Below are 18,498 nucleotides of genomic sequence, written 5' to 3' on the forward strand. Positions count from 1 at the left end.
GTCGATGCCAAGGGTTCGGGGCGGGGGGTTTCGGGCGGGGGTCCGGAGGTTCGGACACGGGTGGATAACGGACCCGCCAATGCCTTGTCAGTACAATTTCACATTACTATGTTACGGGTCACATTCCAGCCAACTCCTGTGCTGGCCAACTGTTCTCGGAGTGACCACTGATGAACAAGCGCACCCTCGCCGTCCTCTCCACCGCTCTGGTGGCGTCCTTCACCCTCGGCACGACCGGCTGCTCCAGCCCGGACAAGTCCGGCGCGCGAGACGGCGGCGCCAAGAACCCCGCGACCGCCAACGCGGGCACCATGGTCGGCGGCACCCCGAAGAAGGGCGGCACCCTGACGGTCCTGTCCAACCAGGACTTCGAGCACCTCGACCCGGCCCGCAACTGGGTGGTGAACGCCATGGAGTTCGGCACCCGGACCCTCTACCGCACCCTGGTCACCTACAAGGCCGCCCCCGGCACCGCGGGCGGCGAGCTCGTACCGGACCTGGCGACCGACCTCGGCACCGCGTCCAACGGGGCCAAGACCTGGACGTTCCGCCTGAAGAAGGGGGTCAAGTACGAGGACGGGACCCCCGTCACCGCCAAGGACGTCAAGTACAACATCGAGCGGTCCTTCTCGCCCGACCTGCCGGGCGGCGCCGACTACGCGGCCCGCTACCTCAAGGGCGCCGAGGGCTACCAGGGCCCCGCCCAGGGCAAGCACCTCGACTCCATCAAAACGCCCGACGACCACACGATCGTCTTCGAACTCCGCAAGCCCTTCGCCGAGTTCCCCAACGCCACCGTGATGCCGACGTTCTCCCCGGTGCCGCAGGCCAAGGACAAGGGACCGCAGTACGACAACCGGCCGTTCTCCTCCGGCCCGTACAAGATCGAGTCCTACCAGCGCGGCAAGAAGCTGGTCCTGGTGCGCAACACCCACTGGGACGTCTCGACCGACCAGGTGCGCAAGGCGTACCCCGACAAGCTGGTCATGGTGATGGGGCTCAAGCCCAACCAGATCGACGACCGGCTGATCGCCAGCCAGGGCGCGGACGCGTCCGCCGTCTCCTGGGGTGCGCTGCGGCCGGAGAGCGCGGCCAAGGTGCTGCCCAACGCGGAGGTGCGGGGGCGGCTGATCGCCGAGTCCACCAACTGCACCGACATGGTCCAGATGCACACCGGGCGCGCCCCGTTCGACCAGGTGAAGGTCCGTCAGGCCGTGCAGTACGCGCTCGACAAGGAGCTGGTGCTCACCGCATCCGGCGGGCCCGCGTTCAACGACCTGTCCACCGCTTACATGCCCGCCACCCTCTTCAACGGCAAGCAGCCGGACACCCTGAAGATCCCGGCGGCCGGCAATGCGGAGAAGGCGAAGCAGCTGCTGAAGGAGGCGGGCAAGGAGGGCGGGTTCACCACCAAGATGACCGTCTCCAACGGTGACAAGGGGCGCGCCGAGGCGATCCAGCAGGCACTCGGCAAGGTGGGGATCAAGGTCACCATCGAGACCGTCGACCCGTCCGCGTTCTACGGGACGATCGGCGACACCAAGAACCGTACCGACATGATCTACACGGGCTGGTGCCCCGACTACCCGTCCGGGTCCACCTTCCTCCCCTTCGTCTTCGACGGCCGGTACATCAAGGAGAAGGGCAACTCCGGCAACCACTCGCTCTTCCGCGACGCCCCGACCATGAAGCGGATGGACGAGATCGCCGCCCTGACGGACGCCAAGCAGGCGGCCGCCGCCTGGCAGCAGCTGGACGGCGAGATCCTCACCAAGGCCCCGACCGTCCCGGTCCTGGTGCGCCGCTGGCCGCTGGTGCTCGGCACCAACATCGCGGGCGCCTACGGCCAGACCTCCTTCGGCGGTCAGCTCGACTACGCCACGGTCGGCCTCAAGGACCCCTCGAAGAGCCAGGGCTGAGGATCCATCAGATCATGACTCTCACTCCCGTCCCCGAAGCCAAGGACACCGCGGCGGCCCCGGCCGGCCGCGGCCCCTGGCAGCTGGCCCGCGCACAACTGCGCCACCGCACCTCCGTCAAGATCTCCCTCGTCGTGGTCGCGCTCTTCCTCGTCATGGCCGCCGCGGCCCCGCTGCTGAGCGCGCTCGGCGGCTGGTCCCCCGAGGAGTTCGACAAGAGCGCCGTCGACCCGTACCTGGGCGGTCAGCCCATCGGCGCGCTCGGCGGGATCTCCGCCGACCACTGGCTCGGCGTCGAACCCGTCACCGGGCGCGACCTGTTCGCCCGCGTCGTGCACGGCGCGCAGGTCTCCCTCCTGATCGCCCTCACCGCGACCGCGATCGTGGTGATCGCCGGCACGGCGGCCGGGATCGCGGCCGGCTACTTCGGTGGCCGCATCGACACGGTCCTCAGCAGGCTCATGGACCTGACCATGTCCTTCCCCTCCCTCATCTTCATGATCGCGATGATGTCGGTGGCCAAGGACGTCAACCGGATCCTCCTGATGACCGCCGTCATCGGCCTGTTCGGCTGGCCCGGCATCGCCCGCGTCGTACGCGGCCAGACCCTCTCGCTCAAACACCGCGAATACGTCGACGCCGCCCGCGTCGGCGGCTCGGGACCCTGGCGCATCCTCACCCGCGACGTTCTGCCGGGCGTCGCGGGGCCCGTCATCGCGTACACCACCCTGATCGTCCCCGGCATGATCGCCACCGAGGCGGCCCTCAGCTATCTGGGGGTCGGCGTGCGCCCGCCCACCCCGTCCTGGGGCCAGATGATCGCCGAGAGCGTCGCCTTTTACGACACGGACCCCATGTACTTCGTCATCCCGAGCGTCTGCCTCTTCCTCACGGTGCTCGCGTTCACCCTGCTCGGCGACGCCCTGCGCGACGTCCTCGACCCGAGAGGAAGCCGTACGTGACCCTCTACCTCGGCCGCAGGCTGCTCGGCGTCATCGGCGTGCTCATCGCGATCGCCGCCGTCACCTTCACCATCTTCTACGTCCTCCCGTCCGACCCGGCCGCCACGGCCTGCGGCAAGTCGTGCAGCGCCGAGCGACTGGCGGCGATCCGCGTCCACATGGGCCTCGACCAGCCGATCTGGCAGCAGTTCTGGGAATTCCTCTCCGGCATCTTCACCGGCCGCACCGTCGGCAGCGGCAAGTACGCCCTGCACTGCGACTTCCCGTGCCTGGGCTACTCGTACGAGAACAGCGAATCCGTCTGGGACCTCCTCATGGACCGGCTGCCGGTCTCCGCCTCGCTCGCCCTCGGCGCGGCGGTGCTGTGGCTGACGCTCGGCCTGTCCGCGGGAGTCCTCGCCGCCCTGCGCAAGAACACCCTCACCGACCGGATCCTGATGGTCGGCGCGGTCGGCGCGGCCTCCATGCCGGTGTACTTCACCTCGATGATGCTGATCTACGGCCTCATCCGGGTCGCCGGACTGCTCCCGTACCCGACCTACGTCGCCTTCGGTGCGGACCCCGTCCACTGGGCGAGCAACCTGCTGCTGCCCTGGGTGGCGCTCGCCGTGCTGTACGCGGCCATGTACGCGCGCCAGAGCCGCAGTTCGATGATCGAGACGATGGCGGAGCCGTTCATCCGCACCGCCCGCGCCAAGGGGCTGCCGCGTCGCACGGTCGTCGTCAAGCACGGGTTGCGGGCGGGCATGACCCCCATCCTGACCCTCTTCGGCATGGACCTCGGCGGTCTGCTCGCGGGCGCCGTCATCACCGAGTCCATCTTCGGCCTGCCGGGCATCGGACGGCTCTTCTACGGAGCCCTGTCCACCGGCGACCAGCCGGTCATCCTCGGGGTGACCCTGCTCGCCGCCACCTTCATCGTCGTCGCCAACCTCGCCGTCGACCTGCTCTACGCGGTCGTCGACCCGAGAGTGAGGCTGTCATGACCGTACAGAAGCAACCCCTGCTGTCCGCGGACAGGCAACCCTCCCGGGCCGGGGACCGGCAACCCCTGCTGTCCGCGCGGGACCTGACTGTCACCTTCCCCACCAGGCACGGCCCCGTCCGCGCGGTGGACCAGCTCAGCTTTGACGTCCACCGCGGCCGCACCCTCGGCATCGTCGGCGAGTCGGGATCCGGGAAGTCCGTCACCTCGATGGCCGTCCTCGGCCTGCACACCAGCGCCGAGGTCACCGGCTCCCTCACCCTCGAAGGGCAGGAGCTGATCGGCCGCACCGAGCGCGAACTGAACCGGCTGCGCGGCCGCCGGATGGCGATGATCTTCCAGGACCCGCTCTCCAGCCTGCACCCCTACTACACGGTCGGCGAGCAGATAGCCGAGCACCACCGCGTCCACTTCAACTCCCGGCGAGGGGCGGCCCGCCGGATGGCCGTGGAGATGCTCGGCGAGGTCGGTATCCCCGAGCCTGCGCGCAGGGCGGGCGAGTACCCGCACCAGTTCTCCGGCGGCATGCGCCAGCGCGTGATGATCGCGATGGCACTGGCCTGCGAACCGGAGCTGCTCATCGCGGACGAGCCGACCACCGCCCTCGACGTCACCGTCCAGGCCCAGATCCTGGAACTGATCGCCCGGCTCCAGGAGCAGCGCGGACTCGCCGTCGTCATGATCACCCATGATCTCGGGGTGGTCGCCCGGGTCGCCCACGAGGTACTGGTGATGTACGGCGGCCGGGCCGTCGAACAGGCCACGGTGGACACCCTGTTCGCCGCCCCCGCCCACCCCTACACCCGGGGGCTGCTCGACTCGCTGCCCCGGCTCGACGACCCCGACGACGTACCGCTGCGGGCGATCCCCGGCAGCCCGCCGTCGCTGCTCACCCCCGCACCCGGCTGCGCGTTCGCGCCCCGCTGCGCCCGCGCCGCGAGCGCGACGGGCAGTGAGCGGCTGCGCTGCGGGACCGAACGGCCCCTGCTCACCGGACCGGCCGGCCATCCGGCCGCCTGCCACTTCCCCGCGTACGAAGGCATCACCTCATGACCACACATGCCCAACCGCTCCTGCACGTACGGGACTTGACGGTCGCCTTCCCCGGCAAGCGGCGCAGCGCGCCACCCGTGCGGGCCGTCGACGGCATCACCTTCGAGGTGGCCCAGGGGGAGACCCTCGGCCTGGTCGGGGAGTCCGGCTGCGGCAAGTCCACCACCGGACGCGCGATCGTCAGGCTCCTCGAACCCACCACAGGGTCGGTCACCTACGACGGCCGCGACATCAGCCACCTCTCGCAGCGCGAGCTCAAGCCGCTGCGGCGCGAACTCCAGATGGTCTTCCAGGACCCGCACTCCTCCCTCAACCCCCGCCAGACGGTCGCCCGGATCATCTCCGACCCCCTTCTGGTGCAGGGGAGTTCGGCGGCCGACGCCCACAAACGCGCGGTCGAGCTGATGGAACTCGTCGGGCTCATCCCCGAGCACGTCGACCGCTATCCGCACGAGTTCTCCGGCGGGCAGGCCCAGCGCATCGGCATCGCCCGCGCGCTCGCCACCGGACCCCGCCTCATCGTTGCCGACGAACCGGTCTCGGCCCTCGACGTCTCCGTACAGGCCCAGATCGTCAACCTCATGGAACGCCTCCAGCAGGAGCTGGGCCTCGCCTACCTCTTCATCGCCCACGACCTGTCGGTGGTCAAGCGGGTCTGCGACCGGGTCGCCGTGATGTACCTCGGCCGGATCGTCGAGATCGGCGCCAAGGAACGGGTGTACGCGGCCCCCGCCCACCCCTACACCCGCGCCCTGCTCTCCGCCGTACCCCTGCCCGACCCGGCGGCCGAACGGGCCCGCGAGCGCATCATGCTCCTCGGCGACCCGCCCAGCCCCGCGGCGCCGCCGCCCGGCTGCACCTTCCACCCCCGCTGCCCGAAGGCGCAGGACGTGTGCCGCACCGAGGCACCGCTGCTGCGGATCGCCGCGCCGGGCGAGGCGCGGCAGGTCGCCTGCCACTTCCCCGAGGCGGCCTGAACGAGAGGTGGGTGTGCCCCGGAACCGCGTGCGGTTCCGGGGCACACCCGTGTCTGCGGGACTGCTCCTTACTCGGCGGCGGCCGGCAGCCGGCCGCATTCGCCGCCGGCGCACTTGCTCAGCCAGTCGGCGAAGTCGGCGTCGTACCTGGTGCCGATGGTGTCGCGGAGCAGGCTGTAGGCCGCCTCGTACTCGCCCGCACGGTAGTGGCCGAGCAGGGTGGCCACGTCCTGGGGGTGCGACTGGAGCAGGTAGCGGACGCCCAGGTAGCCCCACTGGTAGATGCGGGTGGTGTCGGCGTTCTCGTAGGTGGTCCCGAAGAGCTGGCTGAGCTTGTACGTGTTCTTGCCCGCCTCCTCGATCGCCCTGTCGTAGGTCAGGCCGCGGTACGAGTAGGAGAGGTACTCGGCGAAGCCCTCGATCCACATCACCGCGGGGACGGCCTGCCCGGCGGCGAAGTCGCCGTGCATGTCGTAGCGGCCGTCGAGGTAGTGGGTGTACTCGTGGTTGAGGTTCCAGATCTGGAAGGCGCCGTCCTGGGCCGCCTGCTCGTAGGCGATGAAGCGCGGCTGGTTGCCCGCGGCGGCCGGGTCGCCCTCCAGGTACATGCCGCCGTTGTTGGTGTCGATGCCGAAGACGACACCGGCGTAGGTCTTGTAGTCGGTACTGGAGTTGAAGGCGACGATCTCGATGTTGGTGTTGTTGTCGTCCTTGACGGGACCGCTGTCCTTGACGATGTTGTGGAAGACCGGGTCCTGCTTGAGGACGCTCTCGCAGGTGGCCGCCAGTTCGGCCGCGGTCAGCTGCTGTGCGAGGACCTTCGCGCTCGGACCGCAGCTGTGCTTGACCGTCAGGACGGTGTCGCGCACCCGGTCCTGCAAGTCACAGGTGCCGTAGTCGGCGCAGTTCTCCTTGTCGAACTCGGCCGTCATCTCGGCGAGTCCGACCCACAGGGGAGCGGTCCGCCCGGTGATCTGGCTGCGCCCGAGCAGCTCCTTGACCAGCGGCTTGACCGTGTCCTTGAGCTCGCCATGACGCAGGAACCGGGCGAGTTCGCGCCCGGCGTTGGAGGTCAGGTAGGACTTGTCGGTGCCGAGCAGGCCGTCGTGGGCGACGGCGAAGTCACGCAGGCCGGTGAGGACGCTCGGGTCGGCCTTCACCGCTGCCACGAACTCCGGCACCTGGTGGCCGCGGAAGAGCACGGTGTAGGTGTTGTTGACCGCCGAGAGCATCCAGTAGAACGCGTCGTAGGAGGAGTCGTAGTCCTTCAGCAGGCGCTTGACGACGTTGAGGTAGCGGGCGTTCTCCTCGGCGCTGTCGATCAGGGTGACCGCCTCGGCCAGGGTCTCGCCGTTGGCCTCGGTGACTTCGAAGGCGCGGGACGAGCCGAAGAAGGCGTCCAGGGCGCCCTGAATGGAGCTCTTCAGGGTCGGCCCGTACTCGCCGACGTTGTCCGGCTGGTTGTACTGGATGTAGTAGCCGGCCCGCAGGTAGAGCACCAGCTGGGCGGCGGAGGTGCTGTTGTTCCCCGGGTAGTCGGCGGCGACCTCCTTGAAGGCGTTGGCCACCGTGACCATCTGTTCCTCACGGAAGAGGGCCTTGGAGTCCGAACCGGCCACGCCGAACAGCGTGTTGATACAGGTGGTTTCCGACTGCTTGATCTGCTCGACCAGTGCGGCGCCGGTCTTCGAGGTGAAGTCACTGACCCTGCACTCGGCCGCGGCCTTCGCCGTGGAGCGGGCCTTCTTGCGCTGCGCGGCGTTCTGGGTCGCGGGGAGCGGTGCGCGGTGCACGGAGTTCGCGGCCCTGGCTGCCGACCGCGTGGGGGCGGTGGCATGTCCGGGTGCGAGGTCGGCGTCGAGCACGGTGGCGCTGGCGGGCTGCGGCGCGAGCCTGGGCGCCTGGGTGTTGGCCTTGGTCTTGGCGTTTGCCTGGGCCTGGGCCTTGGGCGCCTCGGCACCAGTCGGTGCCGCCGGGGCGGCCGCGCCGTGGGGGGCGAGCAGGGTGAGCCCGAGGCCGGCGGCGGTCACGGTGGGTATCAGCAGCCGGGCAAGCTTCTTCGCTGTGGGGGGTCTGCGCATGGGGATGGCCTCCAGGCCGGTCGACAGCCGTGCGTGGGGCACGGCAGTGGGGGGTGCGAACGGTGATGGCAACGGGAGTTGAGCACTCCCGCAGCTGTCATGCCCGCGGAAAGTGTGACCGTACAATTTCACAGTTCACATGCCAGTGAAAGAGGATTGCGGGCACCGAAAGAAACTGACTCGGCGTCAGGGATGGGCTGTGAGGGGGAGTTGCTGGGGGAACTTGGGGTTCCGGTCGCGCCCGGGAAGCGGGGCTCGGCTCAACTGCCGTCATCCGCGGGGCGGGCCCGCGGCGCGCCGGAGGTGAGGCCATCGGCTTCGGCGGCCATGCCGTCCGAGGAGGTCGCCTCGCGGGTGGCGGGCGACTGGGGAAGCACCTCGCCGAAGGCGCGGGAAACGCCCTGCAGGGCGGAGGTGACCTCGCTGGGGATCACCCAGAGCGTGGTGCCAGGTCCCTGTGGCTTGGGGTCGGGGTCGTTGCGGTGCACGGCCTGGAAGACCTCGTCAATGGCCCGTGACTGCCCCTCGGCCTTGAGGATCGCGGCGGTTGGAGGCGGCCGAGGTGGTGTTCGGGCAGTGGGCTGAGGCGACCGATGGCGGACACCGTCCGTCGGGCATCGTGGAGTCGGAGTCGGAGTCGGAGTCGGAGCGGCCGGTGGTGACGCCGGGTGCGGCAGGGATGCGGTTGGTTCCGGACCGTGCGCAGGGGGTGGGCCCCCAGGTGCTGACCGTGGAGTACCGGCAGATCATGGAGATCGTGACCGGGGCGGGCGGGCCGCTGCACCCCGACGGAACCCCACACCAGAACCCTGAACAGGCACTTCAGGAAGAAACGGCTTCCATGACGTGGGCAGGCTCGACTGCGCGACGCACCGCGGCGACGTGACGAGGACCAATGCTCCTGAAGGAAGCAGGGCAAGCCGAATGATGAGGTGGCTTGCCCTGCTCGGGCTGGGATGCAGCTTTCGGAAACAGCCCAGGGACTCCTGGAGTGGTCAGCTTGCGAGCCTGCCCACTCCCTGCGTGCTACGGCGTTGTGCAAACTGAGAGTGAGTAGACGGAGATGGTGCTTACCGCAGTTGGGTTGTTTCAGTTCACGTGTTCCCACCAACCGGGGGAAACGCTCAGGCGCCAGACTGTGCCGGTGTCCGCTCTGACGAGGACCCTTGCGCCGGTCTCGGGGACGCGGTACCGGTGGATGTCGATCGTCGTCTCGTCGTTGTCAGGCTCGACGGAGAATCCCAGGCGGACGATCCTGGATTTCACTTCGTCGAATTTGACCTGGTGCGAGAACTCTCCGTATGCGCTACGAAGGGGCGGTGGAACGACGGAGGGGTCATCCGGGTGCAGGCGATGAACTTGCACAGAGATGCCGAAGCACAGCCATACGTCACCTTCCTGTTGGAAGGTAAGCTCTACGAGCCCGTAGTCCCGGCGCATACTGCCCTCTGAACTGTCGTCCAGGTACTGGGCACCCAGCCTTGCTTCCCACTCGTCAGGCTGCGTGCCAATGCGTGCTCCCAGCAGGTCGCCTCGTGCGGCCACGTGGGCGTAGAAGTCCAGATCGGACATTTGCATCTTCTCCATGGCTGTGAGCTGTTTCCAGGCTGCCTGCTCTGTGAGCGAGTTGGGCTGCTGTACAAGATGAAGAAGCTCCTGGTAGACGGGTTCACGACCAAGATCGCCCGTACTGCCAGGAGCTTCGTGGTGCTTGTCTATCCTCGTCGATCGCTCTGTCCAGCCGCACCCTGCGATACCTGGGCGAGCAACTCCGGGCCCGGGAGCGGGAGATCGGGGCGCGGTGGCGGCATCTTCCCACCGGCCGCCGGGCCCTGCTCGTCCTTGCCCACCTGCGATGCGGCGACACCTACGCGCAGCTCGCCGCCGGGTTCGGCATCGGAATCGCCACCGTGTTCCGCTACGACCCTGGACGAGGCGATGACGACGATCCGCGAGAAGGCGATCGACCGCATCGGCGACGACACCCCGTACTACGCCGGGAAACACACACGCCACGGCATGAACGTCCAGGTCCTCACCGATCCGTTCGGCCGGCTGCTCCGGGCCTCGCCAGCCCTTCCGGGCTCGACCCACGACCTGACCGCGGCCCGGCAGCACGGAATCGTCGAAGTCCTCGCCCATACGGGGCTCAAATGCTGGGCGGACAAGGCGTACCAAGGAGCCGGCGGGGCCATCCGGGTACCGTTCCGGGGCCGCCCCCTCAAAGGCCGTCCTCGTCCTTCACCACGCCGCAAGATGAGGTTGGAAAACGCTCCGTGACCATGAAGAGCTACGGCCTGTTCGGTCCACACGTCGCCGATGCCCCGGGCGACGACGCCCGGGTGTCGAAGCAAGGACAGAGGCCGCGAGTCGCCGCCACCTCCGTCGGCGCCGTCCCCTCCGTCCGAACCCCAGCCGTCCGAGCCACCCGGTTCGTTGTCGTCGTCGCTGCCGCTGCCCAGATTGCTGAACCAGGAGCGGCCCCAGTCGGCGTCGATGGCGATCGGCTCGCCGTCGCGGGCGTGCGGGCGCCGGAGCCGGAAGCGGGCCGTGCCGGTGGTGTCACCCATGCCGAAGGCGACCGCGAAGGCCTGGGCCATGACGGCGTCCAACGGGTCCGGGCTCTCGTAACGCACGTCCGCCAGGGGCAACAGCACCGTGCCGGGTTCCAGGCGCCTGTGGCGCGGCGGCCGTTGCAGCAGGGCGACCCTCTGCGCGCCGCGCAGCAGCCAGGAGCTCGTGGAGTCGGCCCGCCGCAGCTCCCAGACACCCTGGGGGAGCCGCGCCTGTGCGTAACTCCTGGACTTGCGCAGTTTCTTCTTCAGGTCCAGGACGGCCGGTACGTCGCCGACGGTCATCCGCAACCCATGCGCCTGATCGGCGGTACCGGTCGTCAAGCCGTACGGTGCCCGGATCCGCACGGTGGGAGCTCCGGGCCCCCACACGTCCACGCGCACCAGACGGCGGTCGACGTGTACCTCACCCGGGACGAGGCCCGGGAAGAGTCCCACACCATCGAAGTGCCACGAACAGGCGACTACGAGATCGCTTGCCCGTCCGGTGGCCACCCGCTCGCCGAGGGCATGGTGGGGACGGCGACGTGGCCGGCCAGTCGGCCTTCCGCCCCCGTGGACCGGCGGGCCGTGGGGGCCGTCGTGCTCGGTCGGTGGGCCCATGTCCCTATTCCGTGGGTGATGTTCGCACGATAGGTTCACCTCCACCACGCCTTCACCACATACGGGAGGACCTCCATGAGAAAAGTCATCGCCGCGACCGCTATCGCCGCAGTGGCCTTCGCCGCCCTCGCCCTCACCGCCGTTTCCTTCGGCACCGGCGCCGCCACCGCGAGCGACAGGGAGACGGGCACGGTGAAGTGGGTGGTCGAGGCGACCGCCGGGGACAAGAAGGTCGAGGTCATCAAGTAGCGGGACCACGCTCCGTCGCGGGCACGTGAACCGGAGCTCGGGGCACAGCCGGTGGACCTTCAGGTGCGCCGGGGCCGGTACCGGGGCCGATCGGTACCGGCCCCGGCGCACGGGGTCACTTGGTCTGCGTGGAGAGGGTCACACCGCTGAAGTCCTGCGCGGCGGCGAGGCTGAAGTAGACCCAGCCGGACGGCGGGTTGTCGATCGTCAGGGTCTCACCGTTCCCGGTGTTCGTGGACTTCGCCTGGTGGCTGCCGGTGGTGGCCCAGTTGCTGCCGCCGTAGTACAGGTCGGCGTTGCCGGTGCCACCGCTGCTGGTGATCGTCAGCTGCTTGACCCCGGCCGGCAGGTTCACGAAGTGGTAGCTGTAATTGCCGGTGGCGGCGGCGAGGCCCTCCCGGCGGCAGTTCTCGTTGAACTGGCGCGGGTCGCTGAGGGTGCACAGCGGGGCGGTACCGGTGCCGGGGTTGGCCGAGGCATCGGGGAGCGGACCGCAGTCATCGGTCGCGCAGTCGGTCGTCAGCCAGGCGGCGAAGCCCGCGTCGTAACCGGTGCCGATGGTCTGCTTCAGGAAGGTACGGGCCCCGGCCCAGTCACCGGCGCGGTACTTGTTGAGGACGGTCCGTACGTCGGCCGGGTGCTTCTGGAGCATGTAGCGGACCGCGAGGAAGCCCCAGCGGTAGATGCGGTTCGAACTGACCTCGGGGTCCTCGTCCTGGCCGTAGACCGTGTCGAACAGTTCGCTGAGCTTGTACGTCCTCTTGCCGGCCTCGGCGATCGCGTCGGCGTTGCGCTGGTTCCGGTAGCCGAACGAAATGTTCTCGGCGATGCCCTCGACCCACCAGATGGTCGGCGTGGTCATACCGGCCTCGAAATCGCCGTACATGTTGAAACGGCCGTCGAGGTAGTGGGTGTACTCGTGGTTGAGGTTCCAGATCTCGAAGCTCGGACGCAGCCAGTGGGCCTCGTGGGCTATGAAGCGGGCCTGGTTGCCGGGTGCGGCCGGGTCGCCCTCCTCGTACATGCCGCCGTTGTCGACGTCGATGTTGTAGATGGCCCAGGCGTACAGCGCGTAGTGGGTGTAGTCGTCGAAGACGACGACCTCCAGGTCGGTGTTGACGTCGCCGGGGACCGCGCCCTTGGCACCGATGATCCGGTGGAAGTACGCGTCCTGGTTGGCCAGGCTCGTGCAGGTGCTCGCCAGCTGGCCGGGTGACATGTCCTGGGCGCGGATCTTCAGGCCAGGGGTGCAGGTGTGCTGGACCGGCAGCACCGCGGGGAGCACGCGCTCGCCCAGGTCGCAGATGGCGTACGTCGCGCAGTTGCCACGGTCGAACTGGCGCGTGGCCCAACCCAGGTTCATGGTGAGTGGCGCGGTCGGGCCGACGTTCGGGTACCGGTTGATGAGGTTCTTCAGCAGCGGCCTGACCCGGTCCTTGAGCTCGGGGACGTCCAGTACGTAGCCCAGCAGCCGGCCGACGTTGCTGACGACGTCCAGACGGTTCAGCTGCGCGTCGTTGCGCGTGATGAAACCGGCCCAGGTGTCGATGATGGCGGGGTCGGCCTTGAGGGCGGCCCGCCAGCCGCGGGTGTCGTTCTTGGCCTTGAAGCCGTTGTCGGCGACCCACTCGACGTGCTGCATCGAGAGGTTCATCTGCGCGGGCCACGTGCCGTCGAAGCTGCCGAGCATCCACTTGACGAACCCGGCGTACCGGCCGGCCGTGTGGGTGCTGTCGATCAGCGTGACGACCTCGTTGAGGATCTCGCCGTTGGCGTCGGTGACGTCTTTGCTGCGCGGGGAGGCGAAGAACGCGTCGAGCGCGCCGCGCGCCGCGCTGTCCAGCGTCGTGCCGTAGTCACCGACGACGGCCGCGTTGTTGTCCTGCACGTAGTAACCGGCGCGCAGGAACAGGACCAACTGTCCGATGTCGGCGTTGTTGTCGCCCGAGTACGTGGCGGAGGCGTCGCGCAGCGCGTTGGCGACGGTCACCATCTGGGCTTCGTTGAAGGCCTTGCGCGCGTTCTCCCCCGTGAGTTTGAACAGGGGGTACGTACAGTCGATCCGGGGCAGGGCTCTGAGCTGCTGGATCAGCGCGCTGCCGGTGGAGTTGATGACGCCGGAGAGGTCGCTGCACGCGTCCTGGGCGGCGGCCGACAGCCGCTCCTTCGCCTTGACGGCGCGTGCGGGTGCGGGCACCGTGCCCGACTCCTCGGTGCTTTCCTGCGAGGAGATCCTGAAACGGGTGTTGTTGCTCATCGCGTGCGGCGACCTGGGAACCGGGATCGCCCGCGGCGCCGGGGCCGCGGTGCTGCCTGCGTTCGCACCGTCGGGGGCCGGGGCGCCGACGGAGGCGGCCTGGCTCTGCGGGGTGAACAGACCGAGCGTGAGGAAGACAGCGGCGCCGAGCGCGGTAAGTCTTCGCGCGTTGGTCTTCGATATTTGGAAGGGATGCATCTGCGGGGGCCTCCGGGGCCGTTGTGGACACGTGCGAGGACACGAGCCGTTGAAATGTGATGTGTAAAATTTCACATGTCGCATCGCTCCGGAAGGGTTTTGGCCAAACTATCGGCCACCGAAGCTGAAAAGCCGGCGCGTGGGAGTGCGAGCCGGCTGGTCCACGAGCCCGGCCACGCGCTCGGCTTCTGCCGCGAGGCCCAGGCGTGGGAGGACACTGTGAAGGACGGTCAGGCGCTGCTCTTCCAGGGTGAGATGAAGCCCGCGGACGCGGCGCAGCCGGCCGCATGGCAGGGCTGCCGACCTCCCCGCAGCCATGCCTGCCCGGGCGATCGTGCCGGCCGCAGGGCCGCTGCGAAATCCGGTTCGGTACAGGTGCCGGCGAGGCGCGCCCGGAGGCTCGCCGCCGGTGTCGCCGCCACCTTCTGAGCGGCGGGGAGATCCTCAGCAAGTGCTGATGCCGCACCCCCGTGCCCGGCGAACCGGGAGCGCACGACGTGGCCGGTGCGCCGCAGGGGCGACGCCCCTCCTTCGCCCGTGGTTCACCCGGCCGTTCCGGAATGCGGAAATCCTCGTGGAGGCGCGTTCCTGATCATGGGTCGCTGCCGCCCGTACGAAGGAGAGCCGGTCCCATGTCCCACCCCGTGCCCGAATGGGCCGACCCCCAGGTGCCCGCGGAGTCGCTCGACCCGCAAGGGCTCAGCCGCCGAGGGCTGATCCGTCGCGCCGGTCTGTTCGGTGCGGCCTTCGCCGCCGCCTCGCTGCCGTCACCCGCGCTGGCCGACGGACGGGGGCACCTGCCCCAGGGGCACGGCCACGGAGGAGGCCACGACCACGGGCACGCCCCCGACCTGGTCTACCTTGTCGGGGACCACCACAACCACTCCGTCTACAGCCACGACGCCAAATACACGTTCTCCCAACTGGCCGCGGCAGGACAGAAGTTCGGGCTCGACTGGATGGTCCTCACCGAGCACAGCAACGTCGGCCACGCCGAGTTCGGCGCCGCGCGGGAGCACCGTGAGATCCTGCGGGCCCGCGCCGAGAACCGGCGCATGCTGATCTTCCAGGGCCTTGAGTGGTACATCCCCGGCGCCGAGCACTGCACCGTCTTCTCGCCGCCAGGACGGCACGAGGTCGACCTGCTCACCCGCTTCGAGCAGGCCTTCGACGGCAAGCTGCTCGGCTACACGGCCGGTGCCCCGAACCACCCCGACACCCCGCGCAACGAGGCGCACGCGATCAAGGCCCTCAAGTGGCTGGCCGAACAGCGTCGTACCCGTTACGTCGACGATGTCCTCGTCCTCGCCAACCACCCCATGCGGCTCGGTATCGACTCGCCGCACGAGCTGCGCGCCTGGCGCGACGCCGCACCCGAGATCATGATCGGCATGGAGGGCGCCCCCGGTGCCCAGGCCGGCGCGATCCCGGGCTGGCACCCGGACACCAACGTCCGCGGCGAGTACACGAATTCACCCTCAGCCGACTCCTGGCCGGGCTACCCCCGCGGGGCTTACGTCACCTACGGCGGCTTCGACTGGGCGACCGCGACCGTCGGCGGCCTGTGGGACGCGATGCTGGCGGAGGGCAAGCTCTTCACCATCACCTCCAACTCGGACGTTCACCGAGTCGCCCAGGACACCTGGGTCAACGGGGCCTGGCCCCCCGGAAAGGACTTCGACACCACCGGCCGCCTTCCCGACCCGTACAACACCACCGAACCGCAGCCCGGCGGCGACTTCTGGCCCGGCCAGTTCAGCCGTACGCACGTGGGGGTCACGCGGTACGGCTACCGCAACGTGATGGAAGGGCTGCGGGCCGGGCGGGTCTGGGTCGACCACGGCCACCTCATCGACGGCATCGACGTCAAGGTGCGCGGCGAGCGCGGCAACAGCGCCACCCTCGGCGGCCGGCTGCGCGCGCGGCGCGGCGAGCGGCTCACCCTCACCGTCACGGTGACCGCGGCGTCCCGCCGGAATCCGTCCGGCGTGCTGCCGCGCCTGCAACACGTCGACGTCATCCGCGGGGCGGTTCGCGGTCCGGCGGCCGACCGCGACGACTGGCGCGCTCCGGACACCAGGGTCGCCCACACCGCCGACGTGTCGAGCCGCCGCGGTACGTACACCCTGCGCGTCCCGCTCGGGCGCGTGGACGAGTCGTTCTACGTACGGCTGCGCGGCAGCGACGGCAAGCGGCACGGGGCGGGCTTCCTCGGCAGGGCGATCGACCCCCACGGCCCCCTGCCGCACGAGCCCGGCAAGGGCAACCCGTGGCTCGACACCTGGTTCTACACCAACCCGGTCTTCGTGGACGCCGTGCGCTGAGCCGTACGTCGGCCAGAGCGGCCAGAGCGGCCACGAGACCTGTTTATGCGGTGACTTCGGGGTTCTGGCACAGATTTTGATGCTGTTGGTGATGTTCATTGGGGCTGCGAAGTTGTGGCTCGGGTGCCCTGTTGATCGAGGTGTCGTGGTCTGCTGGTTCGGGTGCGGGGTGGACCGAGCGGTCGGGGGTGGCCGTGATGCCGATGGGCTCAGGCGCGGGCGGGTGGTTCCACCGCTGACGGTACGGATGGCACGGGCGAGCAACCCGCGGGGCACGGTGGCGATGTGAGTACGGGACCGGCTGGACGAGCTGTTCACGGACGAGGACTTCGCTGACTGGTATCCGCCCGACGGACGGCGGGGGCTGTCGCCGGCCCGGCTGGCGATGGTGTCGGTGCTGCAGTTCGCGGAGAACCTGAGCGACCGGCAGGCCGCCGATGCGGTCCGTTGCCGCCTGGACTGGAAGTACTGTTCCGGGCTCGAACTGGACGATGCGGGCTTCGATTTCTCCCACCGGACGTACACGCCGCGTTCGCCGAGAGCAGTACCCCGGCTGTGAGGGCCGCCGTGCAGGCCTTGGCAGCACCTTGGACCCGCGTACGGTGCGATCGGTGCATGGCCACACCCGTTCCGGCTGGGCGGCTCTCCTCAGCATGGCGCGTGGGGAGCCCGCCGGGGTAGGGGTTGAGCCCCAACGTATCTTCCATGTAAGGATGTTGGCGATCTCCGGCGTTCGGTGTCCGCCGTCCGGCTGCTCGGCCGGGGTCGTCGAAGCGCGCGTGCACTGCACACGCGGTGTACGACCGCACCGCGGCTGCCAGCATTCTGTCCGCAGCATCCTCCCGGACCTTTCTTGCCACCCGCTCTACCGGACCGCTCGCCTACCGATCCGTTGTGCCGAAGCGCGATAGTTGTCACCAAGCGGGACGGCTGGAAGGCCCGCGCACGTGAAAAGGGACAAGTGCGACCCGTGGTCCAACTGCCCGCGGGGCAACGAGGGAGGGCACATACATGGCACAGGCCCATCGACCGACCAGCGCCGGCTCCGGGTCCCAGTCCTCGGGAACGGCCCCGGCCGCCCCGCGGAACTGGTTCCTCCGGCTGGGCGCGCCGCCCGTCGCGGCGACCGCGCTGACGGCGGCCGTCGCGCTCTACATGTCCCTGGTCGTGTTCGGGAACATCACGGATTTCGGGACCAACCAGCAGTTCGTGCAGCACGTTCTGAGCATGGACACCACGTTCAAGGACCCTGACCTGATGTGGCGGGCAGTTGAATCCCCCGCCGTTCAGAACGCCGCCTACGTCGCCGTCATCGCCTGGGAGACGGTGACCGCGTCCGTCCTCCTCACCGCTACCTGGTTCTGGATCACGGGGTTGCGCCGCGATGCGTACGATCGCGCCCGCGCGGCCAGCACCGTGGGCCTGGTCATGATGCTGCTGCTCTTCGGGATGGGCTTCCTCGCCATCGGCGGCGAGTGGTTCGCCATGTGGCAGTCGTCCGACTGGAACGGCCTGGACGCTGCGGCCCGCAACGTCGCACTGGCTGCCTTCACCCTCCTCGTCGTGCATCTGCCCGGGATCTGCCGGGCAGGTGCGGCACGGACCTGAGGGTGACCACACACAGGCGCTGGGGTACGACGTCGGGCGCGCTGCCCTGAGGGCGGTCGGGAAGGGGCGCCGCTCGCCGTGCTCGCCCCGACGAGGGTGGCGCTGGCCTGCTCTACCAAACCTGATCGGGTGTGGATCCTTTGAAGGGGAAGGGCGCATGCTGAGCTGAACCGGGGCTATGAAGCGTCGGCGTACGCGAGACGGGTGCCGCAGACGGTGCAGCGGAAGAGCATGGCGCTTGCCCCCTGCCCGAGGTGGGTCAGGAAGTTCTCGAGCTGGGACGCGTCGTGCCAGCCACTCATCCGAAGGTCGAGCCGAAGCTGGTCGAGTGCCTCGGGGTGGGCTGCCAGTTCGGTGTATCCGACCTCGCCGCCGGCATCGCCCGGGGAGCCTTCCAGCCCGTCGCCGGGCCTCAACGGCCCGTTTCGCTGACCATCCTCGCGTCCTCGGCGGGGGCAGGCGCTGGGGCCCGCGCCCCCGAATGGCGGATCAGGCACTACCACGTTGCCGACCGCGTACAAGCGGACCCCACTCGCTGCACGACAAGGAGGCGACAGCATCCGCGTGGCAGGCGCGGTGTCCTTCGAGTCCCGCACGCTCACGGCGGCAGGCTCCCTGCGAACCTCAACGCAGTTGTTGCCGGTGGAATCGGAGTACGGCGACTTGCGCCATCCGTCCTTCCGGGCGTAGCCAGCCAGGATCGCAGTAC

Annotated in this window: 15 protein-coding genes and 2 pseudogenes; 12 read left to right on the top strand and 5 right to left on the bottom strand. The window is 69.1% G+C overall.

All coding sequences use genetic code 11. The features are described from left to right. Nucleotides 1–170: 170 nt before the first annotated feature. The 5 genes from ACZ5PB_RS09145 to ACZ5PB_RS09165 are packed head-to-tail and all read left to right on the top strand — an operon-like array spanning nt 171 to nt 5,896. Nucleotides 171–1,919, top strand: a complete 1,749-nt coding sequence (locus tag ACZ5PB_RS09145; protein WP_468689220.1) for an ABC transporter substrate-binding protein — start codon at nt 171–173, stop codon at nt 1,917–1,919. 14 nt (nt 1,920–1,933) lie between these two features. Continuing rightward, nucleotides 1,934–2,881: an ABC transporter permease gene (locus ACZ5PB_RS09150; protein ID WP_468689222.1), complete on the top strand. Its 948-nt coding sequence runs from the start codon at nt 1,934–1,936 to the stop codon at nt 2,879–2,881. Beyond that, complete coding sequence (locus tag ACZ5PB_RS09155) at nt 2,878–3,867, top strand: ABC transporter permease (RefSeq protein ID WP_468689223.1); 990 nt, start codon at nt 2,878–2,880, stop codon at nt 3,865–3,867. The genes ACZ5PB_RS09150 and ACZ5PB_RS09155 overlap by 4 nt, the downstream gene beginning before the upstream one ends. Then, nucleotides 3,864–4,919: an ABC transporter ATP-binding protein gene (locus tag ACZ5PB_RS09160; protein WP_468689225.1), complete on the top strand. Its 1,056-nt coding sequence runs from the start codon at nt 3,864–3,866 to the stop codon at nt 4,917–4,919. Before ACZ5PB_RS09155 ends, ACZ5PB_RS09160 begins: the two co-directional genes overlap by 4 nt. Continuing rightward, nucleotides 4,916–5,896 (top strand): ABC transporter ATP-binding protein, encoded by a 981-nt coding sequence (locus ACZ5PB_RS09165; RefSeq protein WP_468689227.1) that lies wholly within the window; start codon nt 4,916–4,918, stop codon nt 5,894–5,896. Before ACZ5PB_RS09160 ends, ACZ5PB_RS09165 begins: the two co-directional genes overlap by 4 nt. Before the next feature lie 68 nt (nt 5,897–5,964). Here ACZ5PB_RS09165 and ACZ5PB_RS09170 read toward each other — a convergent pair whose 3' ends face one another. Together ACZ5PB_RS09170 and ACZ5PB_RS09175 are read right to left on the bottom strand one after the other, a co-directional pair. Further along, nucleotides 5,965–7,977: a collagenase gene (locus ACZ5PB_RS09170; protein WP_468689228.1), complete on the bottom strand. Its 2,013-nt coding sequence runs from the start codon at nt 7,975–7,977 to the stop codon at nt 5,965–5,967. Nucleotides 7,978–8,237: 260 nt separating this feature from the next. Further along, nucleotides 8,238–8,525 (bottom strand): annotated as a pseudogene (locus ACZ5PB_RS09175) (SPFH domain-containing protein); the annotation flags it as partial. On the opposite strand from ACZ5PB_RS09175, the gene ACZ5PB_RS09180 reads away from it, so the two are divergent. Beyond that, nucleotides 8,525–8,863 (top strand): hypothetical protein, encoded by a 339-nt coding sequence (locus ACZ5PB_RS09180; RefSeq protein WP_468689230.1) that lies wholly within the window; start codon nt 8,525–8,527, stop codon nt 8,861–8,863. The pseudogene ACZ5PB_RS09175 and the gene ACZ5PB_RS09180 overlap by 1 nt on opposite strands. A gap of 203 nt (nt 8,864–9,066) precedes the next feature. Here ACZ5PB_RS09180 and ACZ5PB_RS09185 read toward each other — a convergent pair whose 3' ends face one another. Continuing rightward, nucleotides 9,067–9,549: a hypothetical protein gene (locus ACZ5PB_RS09185; protein WP_468689231.1), complete on the bottom strand. Its 483-nt coding sequence runs from the start codon at nt 9,547–9,549 to the stop codon at nt 9,067–9,069. 135 nt (nt 9,550–9,684) lie between these two features. Between ACZ5PB_RS09185 and ACZ5PB_RS09190 the strand changes: the two are divergent. Continuing rightward, nucleotides 9,685–10,194: pseudogene (locus ACZ5PB_RS09190) on the top strand (transposase family protein); the annotation flags it as partial. Between the two features lie 1,034 nt (nt 10,195–11,228). Next, nucleotides 11,229–11,402: a hypothetical protein gene (locus ACZ5PB_RS09195; protein ID WP_468689233.1), complete on the top strand. Its 174-nt coding sequence runs from the start codon at nt 11,229–11,231 to the stop codon at nt 11,400–11,402. Between the two features lie 115 nt (nt 11,403–11,517). Here the strand turns inward: ACZ5PB_RS09195 and ACZ5PB_RS09200 are convergent, their stop codons facing one another. Beyond that, nucleotides 11,518–13,857 carry a M9 family metallopeptidase gene (locus ACZ5PB_RS09200; protein WP_468689235.1) on the bottom strand — a complete coding sequence of 780 codons (2,340 nt, stop codon included), beginning with the start codon at nt 13,855–13,857 and terminating at the stop codon, nt 11,518–11,520. Nucleotides 13,858–13,932: 75 nt separating this feature from the next. Between ACZ5PB_RS09200 and ACZ5PB_RS09205 the strand changes: the two genes are divergently transcribed. The 4 genes from ACZ5PB_RS09205 (at nt 13,933) to ACZ5PB_RS09220 (ending at nt 17,789) form a co-directional block, all read left to right on the top strand. Next, the gene (locus ACZ5PB_RS09205) at nt 13,933–14,286 is read left to right on the top strand and encodes a hypothetical protein (RefSeq protein ID WP_468689237.1); all 354 of its coding nucleotides are present in this window, start codon (nt 13,933–13,935) and stop codon (nt 14,284–14,286) included. Nucleotides 14,287–14,489: 203 nt separating this feature from the next. After that, nucleotides 14,490–16,181: a PHP domain-containing protein gene (locus tag ACZ5PB_RS09210; RefSeq protein WP_468689239.1), complete on the top strand. Its 1,692-nt coding sequence runs from the start codon at nt 14,490–14,492 to the stop codon at nt 16,179–16,181. Between the two features lie 310 nt (nt 16,182–16,491). Further along, complete coding sequence (locus ACZ5PB_RS09215) at nt 16,492–16,740, top strand: transposase (protein WP_468689563.1); 249 nt, start codon at nt 16,492–16,494, stop codon at nt 16,738–16,740. 452 nt (nt 16,741–17,192) lie between these two features. Continuing rightward, nucleotides 17,193–17,789, top strand: coding sequence for a DUF2165 domain-containing protein (locus ACZ5PB_RS09220; RefSeq protein WP_468689241.1), 597 nt, complete (start codon nt 17,193–17,195; stop codon nt 17,787–17,789). Nucleotides 17,790–17,965: 176 nt separating this feature from the next. Here the strand turns inward: ACZ5PB_RS09220 and ACZ5PB_RS09225 are convergent, their stop codons facing one another. Beyond that, nucleotides 17,966–18,490, bottom strand: a complete 525-nt coding sequence (locus tag ACZ5PB_RS09225) for a CbrC family protein (RefSeq protein ID WP_468689564.1) — start codon at nt 18,488–18,490, stop codon at nt 17,966–17,968. Between the last annotated feature and the right edge of the window lie 8 nt (nt 18,491–18,498).

Source organism: Streptomyces sp. NPDC032721 (assembly GCF_055579625.1).